At 65.2% G+C, this 5,176-nt stretch carries 3 protein-coding genes; 2 read left to right on the forward strand and 1 reads right to left on the reverse strand.

Annotated elements, in window-relative coordinates; genetic code table 11:
- Nucleotides 1–53 precede the first annotated feature (53 nt).
- Nucleotides 54–1,661 (reverse strand): tetratricopeptide repeat protein, encoded by a 1,608-nt coding sequence (locus B2W70_RS02580; RefSeq protein WP_286742539.1) that lies wholly within the window; start codon nucleotides 1,659–1,661, stop codon nucleotides 54–56.
- 420 nt (nucleotides 1,662–2,081) lie between these two features.
- Between B2W70_RS02580 and mutM the strand changes: the two genes are divergently transcribed.
- On the forward strand, nucleotides 2,082–2,912 hold the full coding sequence (gene mutM, locus B2W70_RS02585) for a bifunctional DNA-formamidopyrimidine glycosylase/DNA-(apurinic or apyrimidinic site) lyase (protein ID WP_286742542.1): 831 nt from the start codon (nucleotides 2,082–2,084) through the stop codon (nucleotides 2,910–2,912).
- A gap of 141 nt (nucleotides 2,913–3,053) precedes the next feature.
- Entirely contained in the window at nucleotides 3,054–5,087 is a 2,034-nt protein-coding gene (locus B2W70_RS02590; RefSeq protein WP_286742544.1) for a dynamin family protein, read from the forward strand.
- The last annotated feature ends 89 nt before the right edge of the window (nucleotides 5,088–5,176 follow it).

Raw genomic sequence — 5,176 nt, forward strand, 5'->3', positions numbered from 1 at the left:
CGCCAGGGCGCTCAGCAGCCAGGTCCGGCGCCGAAGCCTGCGGTTTGCGCCTGTCACGGTTGAACCCCGAATCGCTGCACCGTTTCTTTCAGGGTCTCGTTGTTCTTGTCGATGGCCAAACCTTCGCGCCAGCGTTTCAGTGCACCCTCGCGGTCGCCCTGCAGCCAAAGCACTTCGCCCAGGTGCGCGGCGATTTCGGCATCCTGGCGGCTGGCATATGCCTGGCTCAGCAGCTGCCGGGCTTCGTCGAGCTTGCCCTCGCGGAATGCGACCCAGGCGAGGCTGTCCACGATGTAGGCATCGTTCGGACGCAGGGCCAGGGCCTGTTCGATGAGTTTGCGCGCCTCTGGCAGGTTGATGTTGCGATCCGCGAAGCTGTAGCCCAGTGCGTTGTAAGCGCCTGCGTTGTCGGGAGCGAGGGCGATGACCTTGCGCAACAGCTTTTCCAGGTCTTCAAAACGTTGGAGCTTTTCGGCAACCATGGCCTGGTCGTAGAGCAGGTCGGGGTCTTCCGGGAAACGCTGAGCGCCTTGCTCCAGCACGTTCCAGGCCTCGCGCCATTGCTTGAGTTCGCGCAACAGTTGAGCTTCGGTCTGGATCTTCAGGATGCCATCGCGGGCCTCGGTTTCGGGCAGCTTGCGCAGGTTGTTGCGAGCCTCGGCCAGCTTGCCTTGTGCGGCCAGCAACCGAGCCTTCTGGCTTTGAACCGCGAGCTTTTCGTGCTTGGCGTCGGCCTTGTCCAGCCAGCGCAAGGCTTCTGCGGTCTGATTGCGGCGGTCCGCCACCTGGGCCATCAGAAGGAAAGCCTGTTCATGGTCCTTGCTGGGTGGGGTGGTGGCTTTTTGCAAGACGGGCTTGATGACGGCCTCGGCTGCGTCGATCTGCCGCATCTCCAGTCGGATGGCAGCGAGCAGCACGCGGTGGCTGTCCTGATCGGGTTGCGCGGCGATCAGGGTTTCGAGTTGCTCGGCAGATTCCGCGTAACGCTGGGCGGTGGCCAGTTTGCGAGCGTAGGCCAGGCGCAGCACCGGGGGGGCATCCTGGCGGGTCAGCTGTGACTTGACCAGGGCCTCGGCGTCGGCTTGCTGGCCGATGAGGTCGGTGGCCACCAACTGGGCACCGAGCTGGCCGGGGTCGAGCTTCAAGGCTTGGCGTGCGGCATCCATGGCGGTGTCGGTGCGGCCGGCCATCAGCCACGCTTCTGCGCTGGCGGCCCAGGCCGCGGCCGATTCCATGGGCGCGCTGCGCCAGGGCTGCGTGGCTTCGTCGATCACGCGGGCGGCTGCCACGCGGTCCTGCAGGCGTGCCAGGCTGCGCGGCAAGCTGGCCATCAGTTGGGCTTGTTGCTCGGTCGGGGTGAGCTGGATGAGCGCGCGCAAGGGGGGCGCCAATTCTTTGCTCCGACCCAAGGCGATGAGGATTTGGGTGTTGAACTCTGCTGCGTCTCGAGATTGGGGCAGGGCTTGGCGCCAAGCCTTGGCCGCGGTCAGGGCTTGTTCGCCGGCGCGAGCGCGCAGCGCGACCTCCACCGAGCGTTGGTAGAGCTGACCGTTTTGCAGACGTCGTGCGGCCTCGAGGTAGATCTGGTAGGCGGAACCCGGGTCACCGCTGTTGGCCTGGATCTCGGCGACCAACACCTGGAAGAACAGGTTGGCGTCCATCGCCGAGCGGGTTGGGGGTGTGGTCGCCGCAGGAGTCGAGGCCGGCTGCGCTGGGGGCGCGGCGGGGGAGGCTTGCGCCAATGTTTGCTGCCAGCCCTCGCGAGGCTGCATGGGGGCGGCGAGCGCGGTTCCGATCAGCAGATTCAGCCCAATCCATGCCAGGGTCGGGCGATGTCCGCCCTTTTTGAGCTTGGGTTGTCGGCCCTTGGCCTCGAGTGCCCGATCGGGCCATGCCGATGGGTGGTTGCCTGCTTGGGCGGTGTTGCTGATGGGGCGGAACGCAGAACGCAGCATGCAATCTCCAGGGTGCTCGCGCCATTCTAGGGATGGATGAACGGGTGCGTGCGGTCGAGGTGGGCCTGTGCCCTCGATTCCACATCGAGCCTGTGGGGCCTCGGCCGAGCTTTTATGATCCCGCTCATGCCAGAGCTCCCGGAAGTCGAGGTCACCCGCCGCAGTTTTGCGCAGCGCATCTGTGGTGCCGAGGTGTTGTCTGCTCAATTGGGCAAACCGCTGCGTTGGCCCCTCGGGCTGGATGTGGACGAGTTGAGAGGCGGTTTGGTGGGCGAGGTGGTGCGCCGAGGCAAGTACCTGTGGCTGCCTCTTGTGCTTCCTGCCGACCGCTCGGGCGGGCTGCTGATTCACCTTGGCATGTCGGGCTCGCTGGCTTTCAAGTGGTCGCCTGGCGAGCCTGGGCCGCACGATCATTTCGAGCTCAACACCAACCGTGGTGTGCTCAGGCTGACCGATCCGCGCCGCTTCGGGGCGGTGATCTGGGGCGCGTCGCTGGACGATGGGCTGCCTGCCCGGCTGCTGGCGGGCTTGGGCCTGGAGCCGTTCGATGCAGCGCTCGACGCGGCGCACTTTCATGCCGCGCTGGTGGGCAAGCGCGTCGCGATCAAGCAGGCTTTGCTGGCCGGAGACATCGTGGTGGGTGCGGGCAACATCTACGCTTGCGAGGCCTTGTTTCGCGCGGGCATCGACCCTCGGCTGCAGGCTGGCAAGCTGAGTCGGCCACGAGCGGCCCGCCTGCTCCAGGAGGTCAAAGCCGTGCTGGCCGAGGCCATCGAGCAAGGTGGCTCCAGCTTGCGTGACTTCCGGGACGCCCATGGGAGCCAGGGGCATTTTCAGTTGGCGACCCAGGTTTACGGCCGGGAGGGGCAGGCTTGCAGGTCCTGTGGCTCGCCCGTCAGGCGCATCGTGCAAGCCCAGCGTTCGACCTTCTTTTGCGGCACCTGTCAGCGCCGGTGAGTTGGCGTGAAGTTGGACTCAGCTTCGGGGCATTAATCGATTGGGCATCGGCTGCCATCTGCCGATAACGATGTACCTTTTGTCCCAAACTCGCTTGCACCAGATGCAATGGGCGGTGTTCCATGCGCTAGGATCAACCACATGAAGCCGACATTCGCCAGCCACCTTGACGCCTTTGGTCAATGGCGCCTCGAAACCGATGCCCGGTTGGCCGCGTTGGCCCGCTTCGCGCGTGAACACGATTTGCTCGACGATGGCTCGGCGGAGTGGTTCGAGGCCATGCGTCGCAGGCTGTCTGGCGAGAAGCTCATGGTGGCCTTCGTGGCCGAGTTCTCTCGCGGCAAGTCCGAGCTCATCAACGCCATCTTTTTCTCTGACAAAGGGCGTCGCATGATGCCTGCTTCGGCTGGGCGCACCACCATGTGCCCGGTCGAGCTAGGGTATGACGCAGAGGACCCGGTGGGCCTGTCGTTGCTGCCCATCGAGACGCGGCTGGAAGCCACGTCGCTGGCCGAGTACCGTGTGCAGCCCCAGGCCTGGACCTGGCATGTGCTGGACCTCGCCAACCCCGATGAAATGGCCAAGGCCCTGGCAGAAGTCATGCGCACCCGCATGGTCTCGCCCGAAGAGGCCACGGCACTGGGTTTCTGGGACGCCGAGCGCCCTGCAGACAACCCGCCCTTGTCTGCCGATGGCCAGGTCGAAGTGCCGGTCTGGCGCCACGCGCGCATCAACCTGCCTCATCCGCTGCTCAAGCGAGGGTTGGTGGTGCTCGACACCCCGGGGCTCAACGCCATCGGCACCGAGCCTGAGCTGACACTGGGTCTGTTGCCGCAGGCTCACGCCACGGTGTTCATCCTGGGGGCCGACACGGGCGTGACCAAGTCAGACCTCGACATCTGGCGCGACCACCTCAGTGGTCCAGCACTGGCCCGCTACGTGGTGCTCAACAAGATCGACACGCTGGCCGACCCGCTGAGCACGCCCGAACAGGTGCAGCAGGTCATCACCCGCCAGTGCGCAAGCGTTGCCCAGACCCTCGAGATCCCGACGGAGAACGTGTTCCCGATTTCTGCGCGCCAGGCCCTTGCGGCCCGCCTGACGGGTGACGCGCAAGGCTTGGTTCAGAGTCGCCTGGAATCTTTCGAGCACGCCCTGTCCGAAGGTTTGCTGCCCAGGCGCCGAGACAACCTGGCCCAGGCCTCGTGGTCGGGGGCCCAACAGTTCCAGCAGCAGCTCACGCGTCGCTTCGGTGAAATGCGGCGCCTGCATGCCGACCAGCTGCACGAATTGCGTGGCCTGCGCGGCAAGAGCTCGGGCAAGGTCCAGCTGATGATCCAGCGGGTGCAGGCCGAGGCGGCCGAGTTCGAGCAGTGCACGGCACGCCTGCACGCCATGCGCAGCATCCACGCGCGCATGCTGCGCAGCATGTTGCATGACCTGTCCTCCGAGCGCTTGCGTCAGGAAGTCGACGTGCTGCAGCAGGTGCTGGGTGGCTCCTGGTTGCCCCTTGGGGCCCGCAAAGCCTTCGTCGATCTGTGTGCCCGCCTGCGTGAGCTCATCGAGCAGGCGCAGCAGCGCAACGACGAGATCCACGCGATGCTGGTGGCTTCGTTCTCGCGCCTGAACGCCGAGTTCGGCTTCAGCCTGGTGGCCGATGTGCCGCTGGATGTGCGCAAGTACACCGATGACCTCAACCTCATCGAGCGCAACTACGTGCAGTACCTGGGGCTGAGCCAGGCCTTCCGCTTGGCGCAGCCTGGCTTTCAGGAGCAGTTCCGCCGCATGCTGATCTCGCGTCTGCGCGTGGTCTTCGAGACCATCAGCAACGACATCGAGCTGTGGAACAAGACGGCTTCGGCCCAGGTCGACAGCCAGTTGCGCGAGCGTCGTCGCAACTTCAAGCGCCGTTACGAGTCGCTTGATCGAATCCAGTCGGCCTCGAACGAACTCGACACCCGTCTGCAGGAAGTGCAAGCGCAAGATGAGCGTGTGCTGCAGTTGCAGACTCGCCTGCAAACGCTGATGGATCAGCTCGGTGAGATGGCCGACCCCAGCGCGCAGGCCGACGTGGCCCAGGTGCCTCAACCCAGCGCTGCGGCGATCGAGGCGCTTTCGTTGGACCTCAACCTGGGGCAGGTGAGTGATGTGCCGGCTGCCGGAGAGACAGCCTGAGTCTTGCCGTTGCTTGTTTGCTTGAGCTGTGATGGAACCTGACGCGGCCGCCTTGATGGGCAGGGCCAAACGACTGCACCCCGACCTGC

Source organism: Aquabacterium sp. UBA2148 (assembly GCF_002328915.1).
GTDB classification, from domain to species: Bacteria; Pseudomonadota; Gammaproteobacteria; order Burkholderiales; family Burkholderiaceae_C; genus Aquabacterium; species Aquabacterium parvum.